At 70.3% G+C, this 25928-nt stretch carries 25 protein-coding genes; 11 read left to right on the top strand and 14 right to left on the bottom strand.

From position 1 onward, the window contains the following. Positions 1–105: 105 nt before the first annotated feature. From G3I54_RS25405 to G3I54_RS25375, 7 genes are all read left to right on the top strand, one after another. Positions 106–531 carry a hypothetical protein gene (locus G3I54_RS25405; protein WP_343240414.1) on the top strand — a complete coding sequence of 142 codons (426 nt, stop codon included), beginning with the start codon at positions 106–108 and terminating at the stop codon, positions 529–531. Continuing rightward, positions 528–2342 carry an alpha/beta hydrolase gene (locus G3I54_RS25400; protein WP_164617378.1) on the top strand — a complete coding sequence of 605 codons (1815 nt, stop codon included), beginning with the start codon at positions 528–530 and terminating at the stop codon, positions 2340–2342. The genes G3I54_RS25405 and G3I54_RS25400 overlap by 4 nt, the downstream gene beginning before the upstream one ends. Before the next feature lie 215 nt (positions 2343–2557). Further along, on the top strand, positions 2558–2902 hold the full coding sequence (locus tag G3I54_RS25395; RefSeq protein WP_239144564.1) for a hypothetical protein: 345 nt from the start codon (positions 2558–2560) through the stop codon (positions 2900–2902). Between the two features lie 233 nt (positions 2903–3135). After that, on the top strand, positions 3136–5532 hold the full coding sequence (locus tag G3I54_RS25390; RefSeq protein ID WP_164617376.1) for an alpha/beta hydrolase: 2397 nt from the start codon (positions 3136–3138) through the stop codon (positions 5530–5532). Next, on the top strand, positions 5529–6161 hold the full coding sequence (locus G3I54_RS25385) for a hypothetical protein (RefSeq protein WP_164617374.1): 633 nt from the start codon (positions 5529–5531) through the stop codon (positions 6159–6161). The genes G3I54_RS25390 and G3I54_RS25385 overlap by 4 nt, the downstream gene beginning before the upstream one ends. Positions 6162–6297: 136 nt before the next feature. Continuing rightward, positions 6298–7308: a bifunctional lytic transglycosylase/C40 family peptidase gene (locus G3I54_RS25380; protein ID WP_343240413.1), complete on the top strand. Its 1011-nt coding sequence runs from the start codon at positions 6298–6300 to the stop codon at positions 7306–7308. Positions 7309–7704: 396 nt separating this feature from the next. After that, positions 7705–8436 (top strand): phosphatase PAP2 family protein, encoded by a 732-nt coding sequence (locus tag G3I54_RS25375; protein WP_164617372.1) that lies wholly within the window; start codon positions 7705–7707, stop codon positions 8434–8436. 262 nt (positions 8437–8698) lie between these two features. Here G3I54_RS25375 and G3I54_RS25370 read toward each other — a convergent pair whose 3' ends face one another. Continuing rightward, positions 8699–8947 carry a hypothetical protein gene (locus tag G3I54_RS25370; RefSeq protein ID WP_164617208.1) on the bottom strand — a complete coding sequence of 83 codons (249 nt, stop codon included), beginning with the start codon at positions 8945–8947 and terminating at the stop codon, positions 8699–8701. A 113-nt stretch (positions 8948–9060) separates the two neighbouring features. On the opposite strand from G3I54_RS25370, the gene G3I54_RS25365 reads away from it, so the two are divergent. Further along, positions 9061–9942: a hypothetical protein gene (locus G3I54_RS25365; protein ID WP_164617370.1), complete on the top strand. Its 882-nt coding sequence runs from the start codon at positions 9061–9063 to the stop codon at positions 9940–9942. Between the two features lie 252 nt (positions 9943–10194). Next, positions 10195–10398: a hypothetical protein gene (locus G3I54_RS25360; RefSeq protein WP_164617436.1), complete on the top strand. Its 204-nt coding sequence runs from the start codon at positions 10195–10197 to the stop codon at positions 10396–10398. 42 nt (positions 10399–10440) lie between these two features. On the opposite strand, the gene G3I54_RS25355 is transcribed toward G3I54_RS25360, so the two are convergent. After that, positions 10441–10824 (bottom strand): metal-sensitive transcriptional regulator, encoded by a 384-nt coding sequence (locus G3I54_RS25355; RefSeq protein WP_164617368.1) that lies wholly within the window; start codon positions 10822–10824, stop codon positions 10441–10443. Positions 10825–11057: 233 nt separating this feature from the next. Here G3I54_RS25355 and G3I54_RS25350 point away from each other — a divergent pair, with 233 nt between their 5' ends. Together G3I54_RS25350 and G3I54_RS25345 are read left to right on the top strand one after the other, a co-directional pair. Then, positions 11058–11678 (top strand): DUF47 family protein, encoded by a 621-nt coding sequence (locus G3I54_RS25350; RefSeq protein WP_007449359.1) that lies wholly within the window; start codon positions 11058–11060, stop codon positions 11676–11678. Between the two features lie 5 nt (positions 11679–11683). Continuing rightward, positions 11684–12682, top strand: a complete 999-nt coding sequence (locus tag G3I54_RS25345) for an inorganic phosphate transporter (RefSeq protein ID WP_164617366.1) — start codon at positions 11684–11686, stop codon at positions 12680–12682. Positions 12683–12836: 154 nt separating this feature from the next. Here G3I54_RS25345 and pstB read toward each other — a convergent pair whose 3' ends face one another. The 12 genes from pstB to mshD all read right to left on the bottom strand — a co-directional run bounded on the left by pstB (position 12837) and on the right by mshD (position 25800). After that, positions 12837–13613 (bottom strand): phosphate ABC transporter ATP-binding protein PstB, encoded by a 777-nt coding sequence (pstB, locus tag G3I54_RS25340; protein ID WP_137235552.1) that lies wholly within the window; start codon positions 13611–13613, stop codon positions 12837–12839. 40 nt (positions 13614–13653) lie between these two features. Beyond that, a complete protein-coding gene (gene pstA / locus G3I54_RS25335) occupies positions 13654–14736 on the bottom strand; it encodes a phosphate ABC transporter permease PstA (RefSeq protein ID WP_164617364.1) in 1083 nt (360 codons plus the stop codon). Next, positions 14733–15725, bottom strand: coding sequence for a phosphate ABC transporter permease subunit PstC (pstC, locus tag G3I54_RS25330; protein ID WP_164617362.1), 993 nt, complete (start codon positions 15723–15725; stop codon positions 14733–14735). Before pstC ends, pstA begins: the two co-directional genes overlap by 4 nt. A 104-nt stretch (positions 15726–15829) precedes the next feature. Beyond that, a complete protein-coding gene (gene pstS, locus G3I54_RS25325) occupies positions 15830–16966 on the bottom strand; it encodes a phosphate ABC transporter substrate-binding protein PstS (RefSeq protein ID WP_164617360.1) in 1137 nt (378 codons plus the stop codon). A 198-nt stretch (positions 16967–17164) separates the two neighbouring features. Beyond that, positions 17165–17632 (bottom strand): NUDIX hydrolase, encoded by a 468-nt coding sequence (locus G3I54_RS25320; protein WP_164617358.1) that lies wholly within the window; start codon positions 17630–17632, stop codon positions 17165–17167. After that, positions 17629–18849 (bottom strand): CHAD domain-containing protein, encoded by a 1221-nt coding sequence (locus G3I54_RS25315; RefSeq protein WP_343240412.1) that lies wholly within the window; start codon positions 18847–18849, stop codon positions 17629–17631. The genes G3I54_RS25320 and G3I54_RS25315 overlap by 4 nt, the downstream gene beginning before the upstream one ends. Next, a complete protein-coding gene (locus G3I54_RS25310) occupies positions 18836–21085 on the bottom strand; it encodes an RNA degradosome polyphosphate kinase (RefSeq protein WP_164617356.1) in 2250 nt (749 codons plus the stop codon). The genes G3I54_RS25315 and G3I54_RS25310 overlap by 14 nt, the downstream gene beginning before the upstream one ends. Before the next feature lie 385 nt (positions 21086–21470). After that, positions 21471–22457 (bottom strand): hypothetical protein, encoded by a 987-nt coding sequence (locus G3I54_RS25305; protein WP_164617355.1) that lies wholly within the window; start codon positions 22455–22457, stop codon positions 21471–21473. Next, positions 22454–23383 (bottom strand): ABC transporter ATP-binding protein, encoded by a 930-nt coding sequence (locus G3I54_RS25300; RefSeq protein ID WP_164617353.1) that lies wholly within the window; start codon positions 23381–23383, stop codon positions 22454–22456. The genes G3I54_RS25305 and G3I54_RS25300 overlap by 4 nt, the downstream gene beginning before the upstream one ends. Next, positions 23380–23799, bottom strand: a complete 420-nt coding sequence (locus G3I54_RS25295) for a GntR family transcriptional regulator (RefSeq protein WP_164617351.1) — start codon at positions 23797–23799, stop codon at positions 23380–23382. The genes G3I54_RS25300 and G3I54_RS25295 overlap by 4 nt, the downstream gene beginning before the upstream one ends. A gap of 100 nt (positions 23800–23899) precedes the next feature. Next, a complete protein-coding gene (locus G3I54_RS25290; RefSeq protein ID WP_164617349.1) occupies positions 23900–24238 on the bottom strand; it encodes a MerR family transcriptional regulator in 339 nt (112 codons plus the stop codon). Positions 24239–24876: 638 nt separating this feature from the next. Continuing rightward, positions 24877–25800 carry a mycothiol synthase gene (gene mshD / locus G3I54_RS25285; RefSeq protein WP_164617347.1) on the bottom strand — a complete coding sequence of 308 codons (924 nt, stop codon included), beginning with the start codon at positions 25798–25800 and terminating at the stop codon, positions 24877–24879. Positions 25801–25928: the final 128 nt, after the last annotated feature.

Genomic DNA, 25928 nt, shown 5'->3' with positions numbered 1-25928 from the left:
TCACGGGACCGGGTGTGTACGGAGCCGGATCACCGGAGCGTTGACGGGCGGCATGTCGGGCTCCGCGGATTTGGCACAGTGCCGCTCCACGATCAAGAGAACGGGGTGAGCGGTGTGGGCGGAGTAACCGTGGTCGGGCAGCCGAACGACGGCTGGGAGCGGCTGGGCGGGCCGGTCGGATCTGCGGCATCGGTGGGGGCCGCCGGGGACGGGGATCTCGTGCACAGCGGTGGCCCATGGCAGCGGGCCGCAGGCGTGGCCGACCACTTGGTCACGCACCTCGGCCCGGTGAAGAGCGAACTGGCGGCGGCCCACCAAGGCTTGGTCGCCGGGGCCGGAGCGCTGTCCGCCTTGGCCGAGCTGAGCACCGTGCGGGCCTCGTGGGAGCGCCGGATCGAGGCGGCGCGCCGCGAGTGCGGGAGCCTCGCCGGGAGTCTCCGGGGCGTCGTCCAAGCCCAGACACGGACGAACGAGGCGGTGAGGAGCGACTTCGACAGGGTGAAGACGCCGAGCGGTGGCGGAGCGCGGTGAGCGGGCGGGGCGGCGGGGCTGATTCCGCCCTGACCTGGTCCGCGTTACGTGAGGTGAAGTGCGCCGAGCTGGAGGAGGCCGCGGACGGCTGGGGCCGGGTGAGCAACCGTGCCGACGCGGCCCGGGACCGTATCGAGGGCCAGCTTTTGCCCGGCCTGCGCGATACGCAGAAGGGGGAGGCGGTGGGGGCGGCCGAGGGGCGGCTGCGCCGGCTGGGGGTGAACTTCCAGTACATCTATACCGAGTGCGGGCTGCTGCGGACCACGCTGAACAGCCTGGCCCATGAGATCAAGGCCCAGCAGCGTGTGTTGCAGGGGGCGCTGGACGATGCGGAGGCGCTGAAGTTCACGGTGCACGCGGATGGTTCGGTGACGTATCCGGCGGCGGGCGAGGGCCTGGTCGACGGGAAGCCGTTGGCGGGCGGGACGGCGTCCGGGGTTCCGAACCCGGGCATGGCCACCCCCTCGGGACTCGTCGCGCCCAACCCGAACGCGGGCAAGGCCCAGGACATCGCGGACCGCGTGGCGCAGGCCGTACGGACGGCCGCCGATGCGGACTGGCGGTACACCAGGATCCTGCGGTCGCTGAAGGCGCATGAGGGCTTGGCGGTTCCGGCCGCGACGTGGACGGATGCCGCAGCCGATGCGGCGGCGGTGCGGCAGGCGGCGCGCAGCTACCTGAGGAACGCGATCCCGCACGATGCGAGTCCCGCTGAGCGCAAGGAGTGGTGGGCCGGGCTGACGGACGAACAGCGCGAGGAATACCTCGCGGTGTACCCGGACCAGATCGGCAACCTGGACGGGATTCCGGCCCTGGTCCGGGACGTGGCGAACCGGGACAACCTGCAGTTGCTGATGGGGAAGCTGGAGGGGCGGGACGACGAGGAATCGGCGACGAAGCTTGCGGCGTTGCGGGAGATCGACCGGCAGCTGCGGACGGTGCCGAAGCCGGGGGAGCCGCCCATGTACTTGCTCGGGATCGGCGATCAGGGGAACGGTCGGGCGATCGTCTCGTACGGGAATCCTGATACGTCGCGGAATGTGGCGGCCTATGTGCCGGGGTTGAATACGTCGTTGGACGAGGAGTTTGCGCAGGGGGATCTGAAGCGGGCGCGTGACACGGCCATGGCGGCCAGGGAGATTGATGAGTCCAGCGCGGCAATCGTCTGGCTGGGCTATGACGCGCCTCAGAGCCCGGACGGGATGAGTAGTTTGGCGGTTGCCGGCACCGAAAGAGCGGAGACCGGCGGGCGAGCACTCCACGGGTTCATGTCCGGGCTGGCCGTATCGAACGACCACGGTGATCCGCACATGACAGCTATCGGACACTCGTACGGTTCGAGAACGGTCGGAGCCGCTACACAGCAAGGTGATGGGATTCTCGGGGTTGATGACATCGTCCTGGTCGGCAGCCCAGGGCTTGGTGTGGACCGTGCGGAGGATCTCAAGGTAGGGAGGGGCCACGTATTCGTTGGTGCCGCAGAAAATGACGTGGTGACTCACCTACCGTCCAAGGAAAAGGGACTGCTCGGGGCGGTGGGGAGTGCCCTCGGGCCAGCAGGGGCGCTGGCGGTAGATGTGGTTCATCGGGGAGATGACGGTCTGTGGTTCGGGAAAGACCCGGCAAGCGAAGGGTTTGGTGCACAGCGCTTCGCAGCGGATCCGGGGCCGCCGTTGGTCGGCCTTGGTCGTGTTTCGATCGATGCGCATTCGCAGTATTTCAACCCGGAGCTGGACGCCGCGTCAGCTGACAGCATTGCGATGGTTGTCGCAGGGGCTGGCCACAGAGTTAAGCGGGAGGATGCGCGTTGAGGCGGTCAACGTGTTTTTTGACGGTCGCCGGATGCATCGCTCTGGCAGTCGTTGGGTGTGCGGTGAATAGGGATTCGAGCGTGGATATGCAAGCTGCTGCTGAGCGGTCGGACGAGATTCTTGACTCCGTGTTCCGGGAGATTAAGCCGGAGTTGCGGTGGACTCATGGGCCCACGACCGTGGGTAGTTGCGATGTTTCACGCAGGCGGGTCGTCATGACAGATATTTCGGCCGCGAGGAGGGGGAACCTCTTGGGGGTGGTGGATCGGTTCTGGCGCAAGAGTGGGTATCACATGACGGTTATCAATAACGATGCGGAATTTCCGGCAATCTATGCTCGAACTCAGGACGGGTTCAGTGTGAGGCTCCGCATTGGCGGCAAAGGGCAAGCGTTCTTCCAGGTAGATACGCCATGCGTTCGTGCGTCCGAAGTGGCGGACTCCACCAGCAAGGCGACGGCACCCCTGTACGAAGGCATGGAGTTCATCCCCCGCCCCAACATCCACTCCGACTTCTGGTCGGCAGGCGCCCCCAGCGCGGCGGCGGCAAGCAGGTCGTGATCGGGTCAAGGTGGCTTAACTCGGTAGTCCAGTAAGGATTTTGAGCCCGCCATTGGGTCCTGGGGCCCATGTCGTGTCCCCTGCCCGTGTGGTCGCATACGCGGAGTGACTGATCTGTCGCCCGTTCCGCCCACTCACGAGGTAGGGGACTGCTCTTGTCCGGCATACGAAGAAGCGCGGTTCCTGTCGGCGTCGATGTAAGCGCTGCCGTAGCGGGCCCGGGTGGGCGGTTGATGCCCCGGCCGTTGCAGGCGGTCCTGATCCTCCTTCACGTTCTCTTCGTCGCCACCCTGGTGGGCGCGGTCCGGGCGCTGTCGACGGCGTCCTCGGTGGACGCGGTCGACGGGTACCTCCTCGGGCTGCTGCTCTACGCGTCGTTACCCGGCGTCGCCGCCTTCGTGCTGTCGCTGTACGTCCGTCATGGCGGTGTCCGGGTCTGGTACGGGCTCCTCGCCGTGCAGGCGTGGATCGTCCTCGGCGCCCTCGCCGAGCTGAGCGGCGGGTCCGGGGTGCAAGGTGTCGCGCGGTTGGTGATACCCGCGGCCGTCATCGTGCTGCTCTGCCGGCCGGAGAGCCGTCGATGGTTCCGGAGCGAGCTGGAGCAACGGGCCGAGCAACGGCTGTTCAGCTTCGCCCGGATGATGAAGCTGCGCCGCGACGGCGGGCAGACCGCGTTGGAGTACCTGGGCCTCGTCCTGGTGGTCGTCGCTCTCGTCGGCGGGCTCATGGCAACCGGAACCGGCAGGCAGCTCACCGCGGAGATCCGTAGCGCGATCTGCGAACTGACCGGCAGTTCGTGCCCGGCGCCGGGGCATGACGTCGTGGCCGGTGGCGGAAGCGCCGACGGCAGCAGCAGTGGCAGTGGCATTGGCGGTAGCGGTAGCGGTGGCGCCGGCGCCAGTGGTGGTGGTGATGCCTCTGGTGGTGGTGATGGAGGCGGCGAGTCCAGCCTTACCGGTGGTACCGGCAGCACCGGTACCAGCGGTGCCAGCGGTGACACCGGAGAGGCCGCGACCACCGGATCCACCGGCAGCACCACCGGTTCCACCGGATCCACCGGCAGTACGGCCGGAAGCAGCGGTTCCGACGGTGTCCCCGGCGACAGCACCCGGCCCCAGAACAACGCCTCGTCCCCGTCCCCCCAAGGCGGCGACGCCTTCCCCCCGGCCGCCGTCTTCGTGCCGGTCGACGCGGGTAGACCCGCGGGTCCCAACGGCGGCGGGTTCCTCGACGGGTTTCTCGGGGACGGGCTGGGGGGTGACGTCCAAGGGGTCGTCGACGCCGTGCTGCGGCCGGGTGACAGTGGGCGGCGCATCGTCGACCAGTGGGGGCGCGACACCCGTGGCGCGGGGGAGAAGTGGGCGCGGGGCGACTACATCGGTGCGGCCTGGGACTGGAACAAGGCCGTCGGCGGTGCGGGCGCCGGGCTGGCGATACCCGGCTCCGGGGCGCGGGTCGACGCCGAGGTGCGGGACGCCGAGCGCGCGCACCTGAGCGAACGGATTCCGCAGAACGCCACGCCCGCCGAGCGCAAGGCCTGGTGGGACGGGCTCTCGCCGGAGGAGCGGGAGCGGTACATCGAGCTCGTCCCGGAACGGATCGGCAACCTCGACGGCATCCCGGTCCTCGCGCGCGACGCCGCCAACCGCCGCAATCTTCCGGCGCTGATCGACAAGCTGGAGGGGGTCGACACCGACAAGGCCCGTGACCAGCTGGCCGGGCTGCGGGAGATCGAGCGGCAGTTGAAGGAGGACGGGAAGCCGCCCATGTATCTCATCGGGATCGGTGACGAGGGCAACGGGCGGGCCATCGTCTCCTTCGGCAATCCGGACGCCTCCCAGCATGTGTCGGCGTACGTACCGGGGCTCAACACCTCCCTCGACGAGGAGTTCGCCAAGAACGATCTCGGGCGGGCCCGGGACACCGCGATCGGGGCGCAGGGGTACGACGACTCCACGGCGTCGATCGTCTGGCTCGGGTACGACGCACCGCAGCTGCCGGACAAGGACGGGGCGGCGGGCTACTTCGCCGTCATGGGCACGGGGCGTGCCGAGAAGGGCGGGGAGGCCTACCGCGGCTTCATGGACGGCATCTCCGTCACCAACCAGAACAAGGACCCGCATCTCACGGCCATCGGGCACTCCTACGGATCCCGCACCGTGGGCGCCGCCGCGGCCCGGCCCGGTGGGATTCCCGGGGTCGACGACATCATCCTCGTCGGCAGTCCGGGGGTCGGCGTCGACCACGCCGTGGACCTCGGCGTCGGCAGCGAGCATGTCTTCGTGGGGGCCGCCGCCAATGACCCGGTGACCAAGCTGCCCTCCAAGACCCAGGTCGTGGTGGGCGGGCTCGGGCTGGCCCTGGGAGGTCCCGGCGGGGCGTACCTCGCCGGCGATCTGGCCGATCCGGGTGACGACGACCTGTGGTTCGGGAAGGATCCGGCGAGCAAGGCGTTCGGGGCCCGGCGCTTCCCGGTGGCCGACGGTCCTCCGCTCGTCAGCGGCAGCGGCATCAGCCTGGACTCGCACTCGAACTACTTCAGCCCGGAACGCGACGCCGTGTCCGCGGACAGCATCGCCCTGATCGTGTCGGGCAACGCCGACCGGCTCAAGATGGAGGAACCGAAGTGAGGCGAGCGAAGCGGGCCCTGCCCCCCGTCGCGGTGGTCCTGGTCCTGGTCCTGGGGGTTCCGCTGTCCGGGTGCGGGAGCGAGAGCGGCTCGCGGGGGGACGACGTGAGCGCCGGGAAGGAGAGCGGGAAAGAGAGCGGGAAGGAGAGCCGGATGGATATGCAGGAGGCTGCCGAGCAGTCCGACGCGATGCTGGACGCCGTCCTGAAGGGCATCGACCCCGATGTGCGGTGGGCCCACGGGCCGACCACCACTCGGGCCTGCGGCGTGACCCGTCGGCGGGTCGTCATGACCGTCGTGTCCGCCGACCGCCGGCAGACCTTCCTGGACCGGGCGGAGACGTTCTGGCGGAAGAACGACTACCGGATCAAGGCGGTCAACAAGGACGAGAAGTTCCCGGCGGTCTACGCGGTCACGAAGAACGGCTTCGGTGTCAGCGTCTCCTTCCGGGGGAAGGGGCAGGCCTTCTTCGAGGCCGACAGTCCGTGCGTGAAGGAGTCGAAGGTCGCCGACCCGACCGCCGAGCCGAACGGGCCCGCGTACAAGGACGTCTATCCGCTGCCCCGGCCCAACGTCCGCTCCGACTTCTGGTCGGGGAAGGCGAGCGAGGGCGCGGCCGAGGGCGGCTGAGGACTCGTCAGGGCTGTGAGCGGTGAGCCGTCGGCGTCCCCGTGTGCTTCGGGTGCGCCGGTGGTGTGCCGCGGATGACTCGTACACACCGTCGAAAACACCTCTGAAGCGCGCCCCGATGGGGGATGGTTGAGGGGTGCGGAAATTCTGGGTGTTCGGTGGCATCGGCGTCGGCATGGTCATGTGCTTCCTGGCCCTGCTCGTCGTCGGTACGTACTCGGCCGCCGCCGGGCTCGCCGGGCCGGGGGGCGGTGGTGCCGTCGCGCTGGCCAAGGGCGCGGTCCCGGCACGCTTCCAGCCGCTGGTGCAGAAGTGGGGCAACCTCTGCCCCGCCATCAACCCGGCACTGCTGGCCGCGCAGTTGTACCAGGAGAGCGGCTGGAACCCGAGCGCGCAGAGCCACGCCGCCGCACAGGGCATCGCCCAGTTCATCCCCGGCACCTGGGCCACGCACGGGATCGACGGCAACGGCGACGGCAAGCGGGACGTGTGGGACCCCGCCGACGCGATTCCCTCGGCCGCCTCGTACGACTGCGAGCTCGCCGGGTACGTGAAGAAGGTCCCGGGCGATCCGACGAGCAACATGCTCGCCGCGTACAACGCCGGCGCCTACGCCGTCATCAAGTACGGCGGTGTGCCGCCCTATAAAGAGACGCAGAACTACGTCAAGATCATTCGCTCGCTGGAGAAGAGCTTCGCCCGGCCCGTCGGCCGTGTCGCGCCCTCCCGGCAGGCCGCCGGGGCCATCTACTTCGCCCAGAAGAAGCTCGGCACGCCCTATCTGTGGGGCGGCAACGGGACGCCCGAGCAGCAGGGGCGGTTCGACTGTTCCGGGCTGACCCAGGCCGCGTACCGGACTGTCGGGATCGAGCTGCCGCGCGTTGCCAACGACCAGTACAACGCGGGGCCGCATCCCTCGCGGGACGAGCTGCTCCCGGGGGATCTGGTGTTCTTCTCGGACGACCTCACCAATTCGCGGGCCATCCGGCACGTCGGGTTGTACGTCGGGGGCGGTTATATGATCAATGCGCCGTTCACCGGTGCGGTCATCCGGTTCGACAAGATCGATACGCCGGACTACTTCGGTGCGACACGGGTCACCAAGGACGGCGCCGCCGCCCTTCCGACGGATCTGCCCACGGGGTGACGGATGTCTCCCGAGCGGGGCTTCCGGAGCGGTGGCGGGTGCTGACGGGCAGTCGGCCGTGGCCGGAACTCTCCGTGAAGCCTGGGCCCTGAGCTGCGACGACCCATCACTCTTCGATAACGTCATGGTGATCATTCGGTGGAGAGCGGAACGCACACGACGGCCGGGCCGTTCCCTGGACGGGGTACGGGAACGGCATGCGCACTGACCACGCGTCGCAGAAGGCGGTACCGCAGTGAGGCAGTACCGCAGTGATGCGGTGCGCAGCACGGCGATGCGATGCGATGCGGTGCAGTACGGAAACGGATCGCACCGATACACGGGGGTTCGACCAGGGCGGCGGGCAAGGACGCGCGTCGCGGCAGATGAAGCAGACAAGGCAAGGGGCCGCAGCAGATGGCTGGACTCGAACTCGACGGGTCGAACCCGGACGTCAGTCTGCTCTACGACATCAACGGGCTCGCGAAGGCCGCTCCGACCTGGTTCGACCGGGTCATGGAGTTCGTCGGCGAGTACGGGATCATGTTCGGCCTGGTCCTGGTGGGGCTGTGGTGCTGGTGGAGCATGCGCAAGCGCGGGACGGCCGAGGATTCGGTGACGGCTGCCGCCGCCATCGTCTGGGCGCCGCTCGCCGCCGCCATCGCGATCCTCATCAACGTCCCGATCCGCGGCTTCGTCGAACGGCCGCGTCCGTTCTTCGACCACGACGGCCTTGAGGTCCTGATCCACGGCAAGACGGACTTCTCGTTCGTCAGCGACCACTCCACCCTGGCGATGGGCATCGCGGTCGGCATCTTCGTGGCGAACCGGAAGTTCGGCTTCGTCGCGATCGGCCTCGCGCTCTTCGCCGGTTTCAGCCGGGTCTACATGGGCGTCCACTATCCGACCGACGTGATCGGCGGGTTCGCCCTCGGCACGGCCGTCGCCCTGCTGCTGGCCCCGCTCGCCATGGCGCTGCTGACCCCGCTGATGGCGGCGATCGCCCGCTCACCGCGCGTCGGCTGGTTCGTCCGCTCGAAGAACGCGGACGTCGAGGGCGCGGACGAGCAGGGTGGGGCGCGGGGCATTCCCGAGCCGCGGCCCGGCACCGGACGGGGCGACCCGGGCGAGAAGGACCTCGCCGCCTGACGGTCCCGGCCGTCTGACGGTCCTGGCCGTCTGGCCGCCTGACGATCCCGGCCGTCTGACGGTCCTGGCCGTCTGGCCGCCTGACGATCCCGGCCGCCTGACGATCCCGGTCGTCTGACGGTCCCGGCCGCCCGGCCTCCTGGCCCTTACATCCGTACGTCCGTACGTCCGATATACCCGACCGAACCGTTCCCCCAGGTGCTCCCGGCGCCTGGGGGTTCGTTGTGCACAGGGGCGGCCGCGGTGTGCGCCGGGCGGTGGATCAGGGCGTGGCGAGGTGTTCGGCGGCGTCGGTACGGGCCCGGTCCCGGGATCTGCGCGCCGGTCCCCACCAGCCGCAGGTGCAGCGGGCCAGGCAGAACGAGCCGCGTTCGATCGTCGTGGCGCTGTGCCCGGCGGGCGGGCCAGGAGGAGGAGCCTCCGGCATCGATTCCGAGAGGGCGGGGGAGGTCCGGACGGGGGTGCGCGCGGCGGCGGTGGTGCGGGCCGCGGCGGGGGGATCCTCATGCACCCGACCACGGTACTGGCCACGGCGCCCCGGTGGCGTGACGGGGGGCGGCGGCGGTCGTTATGCGAGGCGGGTGAGGGCTCGGCCGGGCGGTAGTCGTTGGGGGTTGGCAGGCGATGGTGGTGCAGCAGTACAGGGACGGAGGCGGGGCCCGTGCTGCCCGCGCCCTCGCCGCGGCCGGGGTGATCGCGGTCACCGCCGGGTGCTGGGGCGGGGACGCGGTCGGCGGCGCGGGCGACGGTTCCGGGCAGCGCTCCGTGGCCGCCGACCGTCCGATCGACGTGCTCGGGCAGGCGGCGGACGTCCTCGTGGAGGCGGGCGGCGCGGAGACCCGTACGTCGATGGAGACGGCGGCCGGCGGGACGCGGGTGACGATCCGGGGGCAGGGCGCGTACGACTTCCGTACGCAGACGGGGCGGCTCAAGGTGGTGCTGCCCCAGGACGCGGCGGGCAAGAACGCGGCGGGTGCGGACGACCACCGGCCGATCACCGAGCTGCTGGCCCCCGGGGCGCTGTACATGAAGAACCGGGGCGCCGGGGTGCCCGACGACAAGTGGGTCAGGATCGACACGACCACGCTGAAAGACGGCAACCTCCTCACCGGCGGGGTCACCGACCCGATGGCCGCCGCCGAACTGCTGCGCGGGGCCGACGATGTGACGTATGCGGGGAAGTCCGAGCTGGCCGGGGTGACGGTGCATCACTACCGGGGGGTCGCGGACCTCGGCCGGGCGGCCCGGGCCGCGTCACCGCAGTCGCGCGGAGCGCTGAGCGCGGCGGCGAAAGGGTTCAGCAAGGACGCCGTGCCGTTCGACGCCTACCTCGACGAGGAGGGCCGGCTGCGGAAGGTCCGGCACCGCTTCACCTTCTCCTCCGACTCCCGGGGCCCGGAGGTGTCGGTGGTCTCGACGCTGCTGCTGTACGGGTTCGGGCTGCCGGTCACGGTGACGCTGCCGGACGAGGACGCCATCTACACCGGGGAGATCCGGCAGGGCTGAGGGTGCTGGGGCAGCGGCCGGTCGCGACTGCCGGTGAGGGGCACTCGGGCAAACCCGGTGATGGGCACCCGGTAAGGGGCGGCCGCCGGGACGGGCCGGGCGGTGGGGCCGGTTGGGAGGGGGCTCAAATGGTCCGTCCGTGCCATGCGCGGCGCCTGTCGCGCTCCCTAGGCTGGAAGCCGGTGTGCCGGGACGGCGGCAGTTCGACGACGTGCCCTGGGGCCGGTGACGGCCGCGAGACGGCAGAGAGAGGTGACGCAGGTGGTGACGCTCAGCGCTCCGAACGCTCAGGACTCTGTGGCCCTCGCCGAGATCGAGCTCTGCGGCGAGCTGATGATCGCCGCTTCGGCGGCGGGCGAGGAACGCCTCAGTCCCGACCGTATCGACGAAGTGCTCGACGTCCGGGGCGCGGATTCCTGGGCGACGGTCCCCCGGCAGGCCGCTCGCCGGGGGTGACGCCCGCGCTCGTCCGTACCGCCGCCGCCCACGGGCCGCGCCTCAGGTGCGGAGCAGGCGCGCGATGGCCTTGGTGGCCTCCTCGACCTTCGCGTCGATCTCCTCGCCGCCCTTGACGGCCGCGTCGGCGACGCAGTGGCGCAGGTGCTCCTCCAGCAGCTGGAGGGCGAAGGACTGGAGCGCCTTGGTGGACGCCGATACCTGGGTGAGTATGTCGATGCAGTAGACGTCCTCGTCGACCATGCGCTGGAGACCGCGGATCTGGCCCTCGATCCGGCGCAGCCGTTTGAGGTGCTCGTCCTTCTGGTGGTGATAGCCGTGGATGCCGCGGTCGTGGTCGGTGACGATGTCCACAGGAGCGGTCGCTCCCGCGTCCGGGGCCGCCACGCCCGCCGCGTCCGTCCCAGTGGTCCCGGTCGTGGTCATCTGCGTCCTCCCGTTGTCCTCATGTGTCCCGTGCGTGTGTCCTGTGCAACGCCGCACTGTGCCGTTCTTATACCCCTGCCGGGTATATCGTAACGAATCCTGCCGAAACGTGACCGGGGGTCCGTGCTGATCGCCTTGTCCGATGGGCGACACTGAAGAACGCCGGTTAGCCGTGGCCGGATGATGCGCCTAGCATCAGCCTGACCGAATCCAAAGCACCCCGAGGACCCCACGTGCGCTTTCGTCTGACCCCCAGGGAGACGAGCTTCTACGACATGTTCTCCGCGTCCGCGGACAACATTGTCACGGGCTCGAAACTCCTGATGGAACTGCTCGGGGCGGATTCTGCCTCCCGAGTCGAGATCGCGGAGCGTATGCGGGCAGCGGAGCACGCGGGGGACGATGCCACCCACGCGATCTTCCACCAGCTGAACTCCTCCTTCATCACGCCGTTCGACCGCGAGGACATCTACAAGCTGGCGTCCTCGCTCGACGACATCATGGACTTCATGGAGGAGGCCGTCGACCTGGTCGTCCTCTACCAGGTCCAGGAGCTCCCCAAGGGCGTCGAGCAGCAGATCGAGGTGCTGGCCCGGGCGGCGGAACTGACCGCCGAGGCCATGCCGGGGCTGCGGACCATGGACAACCTCACCGAGTACTGGATCGAGGTCAACCGCCTGGAGAACCAGGCCGACCAGATCCACCGCAAGCTGCTGGCCCAGCTCTTCAACGGCAAGTACGACGCCATGGAGGTGCTCAAGCTCAAGCAGATCGTGGACGTGCTGGAAGAGGCCGCTGACGCGTTCGAGCACGTCGCGAACACCGTGGAGACCATCGCGGTCAAGGAGTCCTGAACCTCGTGGACACCTTTGCGCTGATCGTGACCATCGGCGTCGCGCTCGGCTTCACGTATACGAACGGCTTCCACGACTCGGCGAACGCCATCGCCACCTCGGTCTCCACCCGGGCGCTGACCCCGCGTGCGGCTCTGGCGATGGCGGCGGTGATGAACCTCGCCGGCGCCTTCCTGGGCCAGGGGGTCGCCAAGACCGTCAGTGAAGGCCTCATCGCCACGCCCGTGGGGCAGAAGGGGATGGGCATCCTGTTCGCGGCGCTGGTCGGCGCGATCATCTGGAACCTCATCACCTGGTACTACGGCCTCCCCTCCTCGTCCTCGCACGCCCTGTTCGGCGGCATGGTCGGTGCGGCGCTGGCCGGCGGCACGGACGTCATCTGGTCCGGCGTGCTGGAGAAGATCGTCATCCCGATGTTCATCTCCCCGTTCGTCGGCCTGATCGTCGGCTATCTGGTGATGGTCGGCATCATGTGGATGTTCCGGAACGCCAACCCGCACAAGGCCAAGCGCGGCTTCCGGATCGCGCAGACGGTCTCGGCGGCGGGCATGGCGCTCGGCCACGGCCTCCAGGACGCGCAGAAGACGATGGGCATCGTCGTGATGGCCCTGGTCATCGCGGACATCGAGGGCCCCAACGACGAGATCCCCGTCTGGGTCAAGATCGCCTGTGCGCTGATGCTCTCGCTGGGTACGTACGCGGGTGGCTGGCGCATCATGCGGACCCTCGGCCGCAAGATCATCGAGCTGGACCCGCCGCAGGGCTTCGCGGCGGAGACGACCGGCGCCTCGATCATGTTCGGGTCGGCGTTCCTGTTCCACGCCCCGATCTCCACGACGCATGTCATCACCTCCGCGATCATGGGCGTCGGCGCCACCAAGCGGGTGAACGCGGTGCGCTGGGGCGTCGCGAAGAACATCATCCTGGGCTGGTTCATCACCATGCCGGCCGCAGCGCTGGTCGCCGCGCTGAGCTACGGAGCGGTTCTGCTGCTCTTCGGCTGAGCCTCGCCGGGCCGGGCGGAAGCCCGGTCGGTCGGTTACACGTGTGGGTCCGCCCCCGTTCTCGTACCGAGAACGGGGGCGGACCCTTTCGCCTTGTGGTGGCACCGCCATGCAGCACCGCAAGGCTGTATCGGGGGCGTGGAGCCGGGGCGGCTCAGCCGAAGCGGCCGGAGATGTAGTCCTCCGTGGCCTGGACCGACGGGTTGGAGAAGATCCGCTCCGTCTCGTCTATCTCGATGAGCCGGCCGGGCTTGCCGACCGCCGCGAGGTTGAAGAACGCGGTGCGGTCCGAGACGCGGGCCGCCTGCTGCATGTTGTGCGTCACGATGACGATCGTGAAGCGCTCCTTCAGCTCGCCGATCAGGTCCTCGATGGCGAGGGTCGAGATCGGGTCCAGCGCCGAGCACGGCTCGTCCATCAGCAGGACGTCCGGCTCGACCGCGATGGCGCGGGCGATGCACAGGCGCTGCTGCTGTCCGCCGGAGAGGCCGGAGCCGGGCTTGTTGAGCCGGTCCTTGACCTCGTTCCAGAGGTTCGCGCCGCGCAGGGACTTCTCCACGACGTCGTTCAGCTCGCTCTTGCGGTAGCTGCCGTTGAGCCGCAGGCCCGCCGCCACGTTGTCGAAGATCGACATGGTGGGGAAGGGGTTCGGGCGCTGGAAGACCATGCCGACCGTGCGGCGCACGGTGACCGGGTCGACGTTGGAGGCGTAGAGGTTCTCGTCGTCCAGCAGCACCTTGCCCTCGACGCGGCCGCCGGGGGTGACCTCGTGCATCCGGTTCAGGGTGCGCAGGAAGGTGGACTTGCCGCAGCCGGACGGGCCGATGAAGGCGGTCACGGAGCGGGGCTCCACGGTCATCGAGATGTCCTCGATGGCCTTGTGGCTGCCGTAGTAGGCGGTGAGGCCGCTGATGTCGATGCGCTTGGCCATGGAAATCACTGCTTCTTTCGGGAGGTCGCTGATGGCCGCGTCAGCGACCGGTCTTCGGGGCCTTCCAGCGGGCGATGCCGCGGGCCACGAGGTTGAGGATCATGACGAAGGCGATCAGTACCAGGGCTGCCGCCCAGGCGCGGTCGTACGAGGCGGCCTCGCCGATCTTGTACTGCTCGTAGATGTAGAACGGCAGCGAGGACTGGGCGCCTTCGAAGGGGTTCGTGTTGATCAGCTGGCTGCCGAAGACCAGCAGGATGATCGGCGCGGTCTCACCGGCGATACGGGCGATGGCGAGCATGACGCCGGTGGTGATGCCGCCGATCGCGGTGGGCAGGACCACCTTGAGGATCGTGCGCCACTTCGGGATGCCGAGGGCGAGGGAGGCCTCGCGGAGCTCGTTGGGGACGAGCTTGAGCATCTCCTCGGTGGAGCGGACCACCACGGGGACCATCAGGATGGTCAGGGCCAGCGCGCCCATCAGACCGGACGGCTCCAGCTCCGCGATCAGCATGATCGACAGGATGAAGAGACCGGCCACGATGGACGGGATGCCGGTCATGACGTCGACGAAGAACGTGACGGCCTTGGCCAGCGAGCCCTTGCCGTACTCCACGAGGTACACGGCGGTCAGCAGGCCGAGCGGGGCGGAGATCACCGTGGCGATGCCGACCTGCTCCAGGGTGCCGATCAGCGCGTGGTAGACGCCGCCGGTGTGCTCGGAGCCGAGGACGCCGGCCATCGAGTGGGTGAGGAAGTAGCCGTCCAGGCGCTCGGAGCCGCGGACGATCGTCGTCCACAGCAGCGAGGCCAGCGGGACGACGGCGATCAGGAAGCAGACCCACATCACGCTGGTGGCGAGGCGGTCCTTGGCCTGCCGCTGGTTCTCGACGACCGTCGTGGCGACGTACGAGATGATCAGGAAGAACAGGGCGGAGAGCAGGCCCCACTGGATGCGGCTGTGCCAGCCGGCGGCCAGCGGGATGCCGACGCCGAGCGCGATCGAGACGGCGGCGAAGCCGAGCGGCGCGAGGCGGGGCAGGGAGCGGCTGCCGAGGCTGCTCTTCGGGGTGGGCGACGAGGGCGTCGGGCGCTCGATGACGCCGGTGGGTGCGTGGCTCATGCGTTGGCCCCCGAGTACTCCTTGCGGCGGGCGATGATGAGCCGGGCCGCGCCGTTGACCAGCAGGGTGAGGACGAAGAGGACGAGGCCGGAGGCGATCAGGGCGTCCCGCCCGAACGCGTCGGCCTCGCCGAACTTGGCCGCGATGTTCTGGGCGAACGTCCCGCCGCCCGGGTTGAGCAGGTGCAGCGAGATGAGGAAGTTCGGGGAGAGGACCGTGGCGACGGCCATCGTCTCGCCGAGCGCGCGGCCGAGGCCGAGCATCGAGGCGGAGATGATGCCGGAGCGGCCGAAGGGCAGCACCGAGAGGCGGATGACCTCCCAGCGGGTGGCGCCCAGGGCGAGCGCCGCTTCCTCGTTCATCTTCGGGACCTGGAGGAAGACCTCGCGGCTGACGCTGGTCACGATCGGCAGGATCATGATCGCGAGCAGGATGCCGACGGTGAAGAGCGAGCGGGCGACGCCGACCTCGGTCTTCTCGAAGATGTACGTCCAGCCGAAGAACTGGTCGAGCCAGAGGTTCAGGCCCTCCAGGTACGGCACCAGGACGAGGGCGCCCCAGATGCCGTAGACGATGCTCGGTACGGCGGCCAGCAGGTCCACCACGTACGCGATGGGGGCGGCCAGTTTGCGCGGCGCGTAGTGCGAGATGAACAGGGCGATGCCGACAGCGATCGGAACCGCGATGATCATCGCGATGATCGAGCTGACGACGGTGCCGAAGAGCAGGACCGCGATGCCGAAGACCGGCGGGTCACCGGCCGGGTTCCAGTCGAAGGTGGTGAGGAAGTTGCCCTCGTCCTTCGAGATGGCGATGACGGAGCGGTAGCTGAGGAACACGGCGATCGACGCCATGATCACGAGCAGCAGGATGCCCGAGCCGCGGGAGAGGCTCAGGAAGATCTTGTCGCCCAGGCGCCCGGTGGGCCGGGAGCCGGGCCGCGGGACCGGCGGCGCCGGTGGCGTGTCTATCGGTGTGGTGGAAGCCATGGTCTTTCCGGTCTGTGTGGGGGAGCGGCGTGCTCCCCTGGCGGCGGTGCACCGGATGCGGAGCGGGGCGGCCGGGTCCGGGTGGACCCGGCCGCCCCGGGGTGTTACGAGAGGGAGCCGATGGTCTCGCGGACCTTGGAGTTGATCTCGGCCGGGATCGGGGCGTAGCCGGCGTCGGTCAGGATCTTCTGGCCGTCGTCGGAGGCGGCGTAGGAGAGGAAGGACTTGACCGTGTCGAGGGTCTCGGGCTTGTTGCCGCTGTCGCAGACGACCTCGTACGTGACCAGGACCAGCGGGTAGGCGCCCTCGGCCTTGGTGGTGTAGTCGAGGTCGAGCGCCAGGTCCTTGCCGGTGCCCTTGATCTTGGCGGCGGCGATGGCCTTGGAGGCGTTCTCCGAGGTGGCCTTCACCGGGGCGGCGCCACCGGTGTTGATGTCGACCGTGGGGATCTCCTGGGACTTGGCGTAGGAGAGCTCGAAGTAGCCGATCGAGCCGTCGACGGCCTTGACCTGGGAGGCGACGCCGGAGGAGCCGGAGGCGGCCTGGCCACCGGGGGCCGGCCACTTCTTCTCGGCCTCGTACTTCCAGTCGTCCGGAGCCGCGGCGGCGAGGTACTTGCCGAGGTTCTGCGTGGTGCCGGAGTCCTCGGAGCGGTGGAAGGGCTGGATCGCCTTGTCCGGGAGGTCGACGCCGTCGTTCAGCTTGGCGATCGCCGGGTCGTTCCACTTCTTGATCTTCGTGTCGAAGATCTTGGCGAGGGTCGGGGCGTCCAGCGTGAGGCTGTCGACGCCCTCCAGCTTGAAGCCGATCGCGACCGGGCCGCCGACCATCGGGAGGTTGATGCCCTGGCCGGTCTTGCACATCTTCTTGGAGTCGGCGACCTCTTCGGGCTTCAGCGCCGAGTCGGAGCCGGCGAAGCCGACGGTGCCCTGGTTGAAGGCGACGATGCCCTCGCCGGAGGAGGAGGAGTTGTAGTTGATCTCCACACCGGAACAGGCGGCCATGTAGTTCTTGACCCAGAGGTCCATGGCGTTCTTCTGAGCGCTGGAGCCGGAGGCGCGCAGCTGGCCCTTGGCCTTGCCGCAGTCGACGTCCGACGCGGCGGTCGTCTTCTCGCCGGCGCCGGCGGTGCCGCCGCCCGTGTTGTCATCCGAACCGCACGCCGTGAGGACCAGGGCGCCGGAGACGGCGAGGGCACCGAGCGCGGTGGCACGAAGCCGGTTCTTGCGCTGAAGCTTCACTTTCGGGTGTTCCTTCCAGGAGCCGCCGTGGTCAGTTCGTTCTACGACGGCGTGCGATGAGGAGGGGTGCTGTGGCTTGTCGCCGCGCACCTTGTACGTCCGAAATTAGGCAGAACAGGTGAAGCCGCCTACGGGGGAGAGTGAACGGCAGGTGAACCGTGTCGGGCAGGCGGGTGCGCACCCGGCCGGAGGCTCCGGTCAGGACGTGGACAGGACGTCCAGGAACGCGGTCAGCTGCCGGACGTCGCGGGGCTGGGTGAGGCGTACGCGGGCGGCGTCGGGGGTGAGCCACAGGATGCGGTCCACCTCGTCGTTGGCGGTGAACGAGCCGCCCGTCGCCTCGGCCGCCCAGTAGGCGACCTCCTTGGGCCGGCCGTCCACCGGGTAGCGGGACGTCGGCAGCCGCTCCCCGGGGGCGCAGTGGTGGCCGGTCTCCTCCAGCACCTCCCGTACGGCGGCGGCCAGCGGGTCCTCGCCGCGCTTCAGCTTGCCCTTCGGGAAGGACCAGTCGTCGTAGCGGGGCCGGTGGACCAGGCAGACCTCCACCCCGCCCGCTTTCCCGTCCTCGCCCGGGGCGCGGCGCCACAGCACACAGCCCGCCGCCAGGACGGTCCCGGTCCCGGTGCGGTGCTTCGTGGGCCCGCCGCCCGGGGGCTTCCCGCTCATGGGGCGCTCAGGACCGTGGCGTACGGCCAGCTCTCCCGGAACACCGCCCGCGCCGCCTCCACCTCGTGGCGCTGGTCCGCGTGGAGCACGCCCAGCGCGTACGCCGTGGCCGGGGCGATCCGGGGGGTGCGGGCGGCCGCTGCCGCCGCCCCGGCCGCCTCCACGGCGTCCCGGTGCAGGTCGAGGGCGTGGACCGGCGCGGTCAGGACCGGGTCGGCGGCGCCGAGGACGACCTCGTGGGCGTACCGGTGCAGCCGCAGCAGCAGCCGGGCCTGGTGCCACGCCGCGTCCTGCGCCTCGTTGTACGGCTCCGTGTCCTCGGGCGGGAGGGCGGCCACCGCGGCGAGGAGGCGTTGCTCAGCACGTTCGGCGGGCTCCAGGAGGGCCTCGGCGGTCCGGCCCGCCGGGCCAGGGGCCAGCGGCACGTCGGAGGCCAGGAGCGCGACGGCGTCGGCGACCGCGTGGAACCGGGAGGAGCCGAGCGCCTGGAGGGCCGCGGAGTGCGACCGGGTCCGGGCGAGGGTGAGGCGGCGTTCCAGCAGCGCCCCGGCCCGCGCGGCCCCGACCCCGAGGGCGGCGCGGCCCTGGGCGTCGGAGGCCGTGCCCTCCCCGGCGGCCCGGACGCCCCGGGCGGCCGGGAGGGTCGGGCCGGAGAGCTGGTGGAGGGCCTCGACGAGCCGGGTGAGGCGGTTGGCGTAGGCGTGTTCGCGGGCGAGGACGCCGGAGAGCCAGGTCAGCTCGGTGCGGAGCTGGTCGGCCCAGTGCGGGTCGAGCGCGGCCCGGAAGGTGTGCAGAGAGCCGCTGATCCGGCGGGCCGCGCGGCGCAGTGCGCGGGTGGCGGCCGCGGCGTCGTGGCCGCCGGAGTCCGCGGGGGCGCTGTGCTCGTGGTGCAGGCGCAGGCTGCGCAGGAAGTCCGCGGCCTGCCCGCGGAGGTAGGGCGCGAGGACCGCCTCCGTGGTCAGGTCCCCGGCGGGGCGCCCCGTTCCGGTGGCCTCGGGCAGGCGCCCCGTCCCCGTGGTTCCGTCGGAGAGGCTCCCTGCCCCCGTCCCCGTGGTTCCGTCGGAGAGGCTCCCTGCCCCCGTCCCCGTGGTTCCGTCGGAGAGGCTTCCCGCCCCCGTCCCCGTGGCCTCGCCGGGCGGCGGGTCCGCGGGGGTGCCCGGGGCCGGGGCGGGACCCGTGGTCGGCCGGGTCGTCGTCTGCTGGTCAGGGCGTCGCACGCCTGCGCCTCCGGGCGTCGATGAGCATTTCCTGGACGTGCCGCAGCGGCTGGCCGTCCGCGTCCGTGGCGTGCCGGGTCCAGTTCCCGTCGGGGCCCAGGTGCCAGGAGGAGGTGGTGTCGGCCATACCGGTCTCCAGGAGTCGGCTGAGTGCGGCGCGGTGGGCGGGGTCGGTGACCCGGACCAGGGCTTCGATCCGGCGGTCGAGGTTGCGGTGCATCATGTCGGCGCTGCCGAACCACACCTCGGGCTCGCCGCCGTTGCCGAAGGAGAAGACCCGGGAGTGTTCGAGGAAGCGGCCGAGTATGGAGCGGACCCGGATGTTCTCGGAGAGCCCGGCGACGCCGGGGCGGATCGCGCAGATCCCGCGCACCCAGATGTCGACGGGCACGCCTGCCTGGGCGGCCCGGTAGCAGGCGTCGATGATCGCTTCGTCGACCATCGAGTTGACCTTGAACCGGACGTAGGCGGGGCGGCCCGCGCGGTGGTGGGCGATCTCCTTGTTGATCCGGGCGATCAGCCCGTCGCGCAGGGACTTCGGGGCGACCAGGAGCCGGCGGTAGGTCTCGCGGCGGGAGTAGCCGGAGAGCCGGTTGAACAGGTCGGAGAGGTCCGCCCCGACCTGCGGGTCGGCCGTGAGCAGGCCGAGGTCCTCGTACAGCCGGGCCGTCTTGGGGTGGTAGTTGCCGGTGCCGACGTGGGAGTAGCGGCGCAGCGTGTCGCCCTCCTGGCGGACGACGAGCGAGAGCTTACAGTGGGTCTTCAGCCCGACGAGTCCGTACACCACATGGCAGCCCGCCTCCTCCAGCTTGCGGGCCCACTTGATGTTGGCCTGCTCGTCGAAGCGGGCCTTGATCTCGACGAGGACGAGGACCTGCTTGCCGGACTCGGCCGCGTCGATCAGGGCGTCCACTATCGGGGAGTCGCCGGAGGTGCGGTACAGCGTCTGCTTGATGGCCAGCACGTCCGGGTCGCCCGCCGCCTGCTCCAGGAACGCCTGGACGGAGGTGGAGAACGAGTCGTACGGGTGGTGGAGCAGGACGTCGCGTTCGCGCAGGGCGGCGAAGATGTCGGGCGCGGACGCGGACTCCACCTCGGCCAGGTCCCGGTGGGTGCCCGCGATGAACTTCGGGAACTTCAGCTCCGGCCGGTCCAGCGAGGCGATGGCGAAGAGACCGGTCAGGTCGAGCGGCCCGGGCAGCGGGTAGACCTCCGCGTCGGACACCTTCAGCTCGCGGACCAGCAGATCCAGGACGTACGGGTCGATGGACTCCTCGACCTCCAGCCGGACCGGCGGACCGAAGCGGCGCCGCATGAGCTCCTTCTCCAGCGCCTGGAGCAGGTTCTCCGCGTCGTCCTCCTCGACCTCCAGGTCCTCGTTCCTGGTGACCCGGAACATGTGGTGCGCCAGCACCTCCATGCCCGGGAACAGCTCCTCCAGGTGGGCCGCGATGACGTCCTCGATGGGCACGTACCGCTGGGGCGAGGCCTCCAGGAAGCGGGTCAGCAGCGGCGGGACCTTGACCCTGGCGAAGTGGCGGTGGCCGCTGACCGGGTTGCGTACGACGACGGCGAGGTTGAGCGAGAGCCCGGAGATGTACGGGAAGGGGTGCGCGGGGTCGACGGCCAGCGGGGTCAGGACCGGGAAGACGCGCTGCCGGAAGAAGGTGAACAGGCGGGCCTGCTCCTTCTCGGTCAGGTCAGGCCAGCGGATCAGCTGGATGCCCTCGTCGGACAGGTCCGGGGCGATGTCCTGCTGGAAGCAGGCGGCGTGCCGGGCCATGAGCTCGCGCGAGCGGGTCCAGATGAGGTCCAGGACCTCGCGGGGCTGGAGGCCGGAGGCGGAGCGGGTGGCGACGCCGGTGGCGATGCGGCGCTTGAGACCGGCCACCCGGACCATGAAGAACTCGTCGAGGTTCGAGGCGAAGATGGCGAGGAAGTTAGCCCGTTCGAGGATGGGCGTGGCCGGGTCCTCGGCCAGCTCCAGGACGCGTTCGTTGAACGCGAGCCAGCTGCGTTCGCGGTCCAGGAAGCGGCCCTGGGGCAGCTCGTCGCCGTCCCGGTCGGGCTCGTAGGCGTCCGCGTCGGCGTCGAGGTCGGGATCCAGGTCGGCCGCGGTGGAGAAGCCGACCCCGCGGGAGGCGGGGGTGGCGTGCGGCCGGTGCGCGGCGAGCGAGCCGACGGACGGCTGGGCGGCGGGCTGGACCGGGACCTCGGAGCTGGGCTGCTGGCTCATGGGCCCATTGTTCCGCGTGGAGGGCTCCGCGGGCGCGTCGGAGCCGGGAAAGATCGCGGAAGGCCCGGGAAACCCCGGGTCACGACGGGGGGAGCCGGCGGGGGAACCCGGGGAACCCGGGGAACCCGGGGAGGCGTTTCCGCGGGCTCTCCCGTTACGGCGGGGGGCGGGCACAGCTGGCTGCATTCCGTGAGGGTCGCAAGTACGTCTGAATGGCCGGTAACGGCGACATGACGTACAGGAAGCGGTGTGGCTGCGGGTGGGCCTCGCGGTCACTGTGCGTGGTCGTCGCGCCCGGGTCGCCCTTGGGGGTGCGCGTACGTGTTCGTCGTCCGGGCCCACCCCTCGTGGGGCCCGGACGACGGCTTGTGCCGGAGTCGGCCGCTCAGCCGTGCAGGCGGCGCAGGACCCGGAAGGCGGCGAACACGGCGAGGGCGGCGAGGGCGAGGAGGATGCCGGTCTCGACGAGTTGGAGGGGCCAGTAGTGGGAGGCGGGGTGGTACTCGAGGTAGCCGTGGGCCACGCCGTACTCCGACAGACAGGTTTCGAGATCGAGGGGGGAGGAGGTGCAGACTTCGGCGGGCAGCAGGTCGCCTCCGTTCGTCACCCAGCCCCACTCGACTATGGCGGCCCGGTCGGGCCAGAGGTAGGCGTCGCCCTGCTCGAAGGTGTCCCTCACGGCCGGCCACAAGCTGTCGCGCAGCGTGCCCAGGGCGACCGTCACCAGTCCGGAGACGGACAGGCTCACCGCCATGGCGGGAACCGTGCGCCGCAGCGTCAGGCCGGCGAGGGTGCCGAGCGCGAGGCTCATCAGAGCACCGGCGGCCGGGACCGTCCCCGAGGCCCCGAAGACCGACACGTCGTGCCAGACGGTCGGGTACGGGCGCCCGAGCCGGGCTCGGGACCAGGCGAGAACGACGGACAGCAGCGTGATCCCGCAGACCACCAGTACGGCGGGCACGGCGAGCCGCGCGGTCAGCCACGCGGCGGGCGGGGACGACTGGGTCCAGGACAGCTTGACGTTGTTGCTCTCCCACTCCCGGGCGACCATCGGGCCCGCGACGAAGGCCCCGATGACGGCGGGCAGCGCGATGAGGGCCAGTCCCACGTAGGTGAGCATCCGGTCGAGGTCGAACATCCGGTCGGCATGGTCGCGAGCCGGCTGCATGCAGGCGTCCGCGGTGCTGAGCAGGGTGCACCCGGTGGCGGCGAAGTCCGCGGCGACCTGGTCCGCCACGAGCGCCACGGCGATCATGCCGACGATCACGGCGGCGGCGACCGCACCGGCGGCCCACAAGGTCCGCCGGTGCACCCGCAGCAACACGCGGGAAGGCCCCCGCAACGTACGGACGTTCGTCGTGAGCGTGCTCATGCGGACGCCACCTCCTCGCGGGCCGCGCCCACGACGGCGCCCGCGACGACGCTCGCGCTCGGGGTGAGCAGCGGCGGGGCGTCCGGGGAGCGGAGGTGGGCGAGGAGCAGCTCCTCCAGGGACGGTTCCGTGACGGACCAGGCGGCGGTGTCCACGGGGCCCTCCTTCCGTACGAGTGCGGTGAGCTGACGTCCTGTCGTACGGGATTCGACGACGGTGTGCGGGGAAAGGTCCTGAGCCCGGCCGGTGAGCAGGGCGTGGGCGGAGACGATGTCCTCGGCCTCGCCGCCGAGCCGGATGCGCCCGCCGTCGACGAGCAGGAGGTAGTCGCAGGCGCCCTCCAGCTCGGTGAGGATGTGCGAGGACATCACGATGGTGGTGCCGTGCTCGGCGGTCTCCGCCATCAGGACGCCCATCAGTTCGTGCCGGGCCAGCGGGTCGAGGTCGGCCATCGGCTCGTCCAGCAGCATCAGTTCGGGCCGCTTGCCGAGAGCGAGCGCCAGCGCGAGCCGGGTGCGCTGCCCGCCGGAGAGGGTACGGACACGGGCCCCGCGCTCCAGCGGTCCGGCGATCCGGTCGGCGGTGGCGCGGTCCCAGCGCCCGGGGTTCAGCTCGGCCCCGGCCCACAGCGTGTCGGCGACGGTGAGCTGCGGATACAGCGGCTTGTCCTGGGAGACGAAGGCGATGCGGTCGCGTACGTCGCCGGGGGCGGTGGAGCCGAGGACGGTGAGCGACCCGGCGCTGGGCCGGTCAAGCCCGGCCGCCAGGTTCAACAGGGTCGACTTGCCGGCGCCGTTGGGCCCGACGAGGGCGCAGACGCGTCCGGCGGGCAGCCGGAACGAGCAGTCGTGCAGGGCGCGACGGCCACCGCTCCTGCGTCCGTAGGTCCTTCCGAGGCCGTGTGCCTCGATCGCGACGCCGGTCATCGTTCCTCGTCCCCCTTGTACGTGCTGTCCAGTACGGCCGTGAAGAGCGCGCTGACGTCGTCCTTCTCCAGCCCGGCCGCCCGGGCCCGGCGGGCCCAGTCGGCGAGTTCGGTGCGCAGCGGCGCGTCGGAGGCGGATGCCTCGGCCGCGCCGCCCAGCGTCCTGCGGACGAAGGTGCCGAGCCCGCGGCGGGCCTCGACGAGGCCTTCGCGCTCCAGCTCCCGGTACGCCTTGAGGACCGTGTTCGGGTTGATCGCGGTGGCCTCCACGACCTCGCGGGCGGTCGGCAGCCGGTCGCCCGGTTCGAGTACGCCCAGGCGCAGCGCCTGCTTCGTCTGCTGGACGATCTGGAGGTAGGTGGCGACGCCGCTGCGCCGGTCGATGCGGAACTCGACGGCTGCGGACTCGGCTGTCATGCGCTTCACCACCCTTTCACTAATTGAGTAGTGAAAGGGTGGTGCAAAAGTGGGGCGGCGTCAAGCGACGCCGCCCCACAGGGGAGTTCGGGTGGTGCGATCAGGTGTTCGGCGGGTTCGGCGCGCGGTCGGCGCGCAGCTCCTCGTTGATGCGCTGTGCCTCTTCCAGCTGGTCCTCGAGGATGACGATGCGGCAGGCGTCCTCGATCTTCGTGCCCTGGTCGACCAGTTCTCGGGCGCGGGCGGCGATGCGCAGCTGGTAGCGGGAGTAACGGCGGTGGCCTCCGTCGGAGCGCAGCGGGGTGATCAGGCGGTTCTCGCCGAGCGCGCGGAGGAAGGCGGGGGAGGTGCCGAGCATCTCGGCCGCCCGGCCCATGGTGTAGGCGGGATAGTCGTCATCGTCGAGCTTGTTGGTGGGGCGGGTACTGCTAGGGGGCATAGCACCTCTTCTTTCGGGGACACGTCGGGGGGCCCGAGCGCCTTGCGGCGCTCGGGCCCCGAGCTTTCAACACCATCTGCCGACCGACTGCGCCGGCTCATCTGTTCCGCCGGTCCGCCCAGTAGGGCGGGCAAGCGGGGATCGCGGATTCTTGACCGGGGACCACCTTCCGTTCCGGGGCCTGCGGTACCCGAGCGGAGACTTCCTCGCTCAGGCGATCCTGATGGCGTCTGCTCCTTACCTCGTTCGGTTCAGTGTTTCGGTACTGCGGGTACTGCTACTGCGGTGCTGCGGTGGTGCATGCGACCCCTGGGGCCGCCCGGCCCGGCAGCCAGTGGGGGAACCCACCGTTTCCGGCTCCCTCGCTCCACTGCCGTTCCGCTACTGCTCTGTACTGCTTCTACTGCTCTGACCTGCATGCACGGCAGTTCGTGTCTGCCGCGCCCTCTTGTCTTCCGGCTACGAGGAAAACGCTAACCCCATCGAGCCCCGGATGTCTACTCTCGCCACGATAGATTTTCTTCGGAGTCGGATGCGGTACTTCTGTGGCGGTGAAACTCCGGAAGCTGTAGCGACCACCGGACGGCTGGTCGACCGAGGACCGACGACCGAGGACCGGCGACCGAGGGCAGACGGGCTCAGGACTCGGTGCGGTACATCAGGTCCACCTCGTGCGTGGTGAAGCCCATCCGCTCGTACACCGTCACGGCCGCCTTGTTGTCCGCGTCCACGTAGAGCATCGCGGTGGGCAGCGCCTGGGCCGCCAGATGGTGCAGGCCGATCGAGGTCAGCGCCTTGCCGAGGCCGCCGCCCTGGGACTCGGGCAGGACACCGACCACGTACACCTCGCCGAGCTGCTCCTCGGCGTGCACCTTCGTCCAGTGGAAGCCGACGATCTGCCCGTCCTGCTCGGCCAGGAAGAAGCCCTTCGGGTCGAACCAGGGCTCCGCCTTGCGGTCGTCCAGGTCCTGCTGGGTCAGCGACCCCTGCTCGGGGTGGTGAGCGAAAGCGGCGCGGTTCACGGCGAGCCAGGCGGCGTCGTCCCGGCCCGGCTCGAAAGTCCGTACGGTGACGCCCTCGGGCAGCACCGGCTCCGCGAGGTCGAACGGGATCAGGCTCCGCCTCAGCTGGCGCAGTTCGCGGAAGAGGGAGAGGCCGAGGACCTGGGCCAGGTGGCGGGCCGCGGAACTGCCGCCGTGCGCCCAGACCCGCAGCCGCTTGCCGGTCGCGCTGAGGAGGGCCGCGCCGAGCGCCCGGCCGTGCCCGCTGCCGCGCCGGTCGGGGTGGACGACCAGCTCGGCGGCCGGGGCCTCGACCGGGTCGGTGTCCTCCAACTGGGCGTAGCCGGCGAGCGTTCCGTCGACGGTGAGGAGGAAGTGCCGTACGCCGTCGCGGTGTCCGCCCCGGATCCGGAGCCTGCCCTGCTCGGAGACCGCCTGCCGGCCGTCGGACCGGGCGGCGTCGGCGAGCAGGTCGAGGACGGTGTCGGCCTGCGCGGAGTCGAGTGCGTCGAGGGTCTGAACCTCGCGTCCGGGGGCGGGGAGGGGTGCGTCAGTCGTCATGTCTCCGAGCGTACGGCGAGCGGGTGGAGGGGCGGGAGCACGCGTCCTCGGCAGGCGGCGCGGGTGTCTTCGACGGGCCATTTGGCCGGATGGCAACCAGTCCGTAACCCCGAACACCTGTTGCGCTA

This window comes from Streptomyces sp. SID14515 (assembly GCF_010548505.1).
In the GTDB taxonomy this organism is placed as follows: Bacteria; Actinomycetota; Actinomycetes; order Streptomycetales; family Streptomycetaceae; genus Streptomyces; species Streptomyces caviscabies.
Note: the sequence above shows the minus strand (reverse complement) of the source record. Positions and strands in the feature narration are given on the sequence as shown.